Source organism: Micrococcus sp. UYEF5 (genome assembly GCF_040546065.1).
GTDB classification, from domain to species: Bacteria; Actinomycetota; Actinomycetes; order Actinomycetales; family Micrococcaceae; genus Micrococcus; species Micrococcus luteus.
The window spans coordinates 1-1,660 of sequence record NZ_JBEPNB010000031.1; the positions used below are offsets into that span (position 1 = coordinate 1).

The 1,660-nt window shown below is 65.6% G+C and carries 2 protein-coding genes; both read right to left on the minus strand.

Annotation, left to right across the window (positions count from 1 at the left end; all coding sequences use genetic code 11):
* Positions 1-91 precede the first annotated feature (91 nt).
* The gene (locus ABIB16_RS11295) at positions 92-712 is read right to left on the minus strand and encodes a class I fructose-bisphosphate aldolase (RefSeq protein WP_225348377.1); all 621 of its coding nucleotides are present in this window, start codon (positions 710-712) and stop codon (positions 92-94) included.
* Positions 713-808: 96 nt separating this feature from the next.
* Positions 809-1,219: a four-helix bundle copper-binding protein gene (locus ABIB16_RS11300; RefSeq protein ID WP_044659891.1), complete on the minus strand. Its 411-nt coding sequence runs from the start codon at positions 1,217-1,219 to the stop codon at positions 809-811.
* Positions 1,220-1,660 lie beyond the last annotated feature (441 nt).

Here is a 1,660-nt window from a genome sequence, read left to right on the forward strand (position 1 = left end):
GATCAACTCCCATTGGGTGTCAGAGAGCATCTGGAACCGGGACATGTCCCCAGGGTCTCAGCTGACTCGTGCATCTATTCTCAGACACGCCCTAGTCGTCTCCGAGCTTGTCCAGTTGGGCGAGGATTGCCGCCTTGAGCTGGTCCTCCACCTCGGCCTTGCGGGGGCTGCGGATATCCACCTCGGGCTCGATGATGGGCACCAGCCCGGTAACGAGGATCTGACGGGCGAGCCCGAACTGCTGCTCCACGACGGAGCCCACCCCGTCCCCGGGCAGCTTGATGACCGAGCGCATCTTCGTCCCGAACATGTGCTTTTCGACGGCTCGAGACAGTAAGTCATCCAGGTGCGGGATGGGTTTCATGAGCTGGGCGCCTTGCTGTTCCGGGGCCAAGCCCTGGTCGATTTTGAGGAAGGGCACGATGCCTTTGCTGTTCCACAGGTAGTCGCCCGTGGGGGAACCCTCCACCTGGCGGTTCATTGTGTTCTCGAACAGGATGGCCCCCATGACGCGCTCACCGTCGAAGCTGGGGCTGGTGATGATACGTGTGCGCACCTGGTGTACCAGGTCGAACATCTCCTCTGGGCCGGAGTAGGCATCCTTGTCGATCCCGTAGAGGTGCAAGGCCGCCGGGGTGCTGCCCCCGCTCTGGTCCAGCGCCGCGACGAATCCGGCACCGTTCCTGACCCTCTGATACTTCTCCGAGTCCATGGGAGCCTTCCGCGGCGAGGGAGCACGGTGGTCCGGGTTCCCTGCGCACGTCATGGACGACTGGCCGCCCTCAAGGGGGAACGGTCATCAGCAGGCTCAACCCAGGGTGACGAGCAGGTCCGCGCAGGCCTGTTCACACCGGCGGCAGGCCTCGGCACACACCTTGCAGTGCTCGTGCATCTGGGCGTGGCTCTCGCATTCGTCCCCGCACGTCTTGCAGGCGGCCCGGCAGGCCTCGAGCAGGGCGCGGGTGGTCTCGACGTTGGTGCCGGTCTGCCGGGACAGCATCCGGCCTGTGGCGGCGCACACATCGGCGCAGTCCAGGTTCAACCGGATGCACTGCCTCAGGTCGGCGACCATGTCCTCGGCCAGGCAGGCGTCCGCGCAGGCGGTGCACGTCTGGGCGCACTCGAAGCAGGCCTGGATGCATTCGGCCAGTTTCTGCCGATCGATGTTCCCCACCTCCTTCGGGTAGGTCTCCAGCATGGCGCTCACGTGATGGGTCATGATGTGCTCCTTCGTCGATCTGATCCGACGCACCGGCCTTCGCCGGCCCGCCCTTTCATCGACTGTAGACCGCCCCGCCGACGCGGGTGAAGGGCTCAACCTTGAAGGTTCCGTGAAGATCGCCGGCCACGGAGGCCCGCGGACTCCTTTACGGGCAGGGATGACGCAGGTGTGACCAGCCGCCCCTCAGCCCGGCCGACGGCCCTGAGGACCACGCCGACGGGGAGGACCAGCAGGGCTCGCCTCAACGTGGATCCTGTCGGACCGGACGGTCGGTGTCGGGAAGAGCGCTTATGCGATCCGACCAGGGGCGTCGAGGCCGCCGGTGCAGGGTTGCCGGGTGCATTCGGACCGCGGCTCCCAGGGTGGATTCAATCGGTCGTCGCAACACCCTCTCGGAATCACTGGAGGTATGGGCGATGGCAAGCAAGGACTGGGCGA

Coding starts and splice junctions, on each gene's coding strand:
- ABIB16_RS11300 (WP_044659891.1), bottom strand. CDS start 1,219: ATGACCCATCACGTGAGCGCCATGCTGGAGACCTACCCGAAGGAGGTG.
- ABIB16_RS11295 (WP_225348377.1), bottom strand. CDS start 712: ATGGACTCGGAGAAGTATCAGAGGGTCAGGAACGGTGCCGGATTCGTC.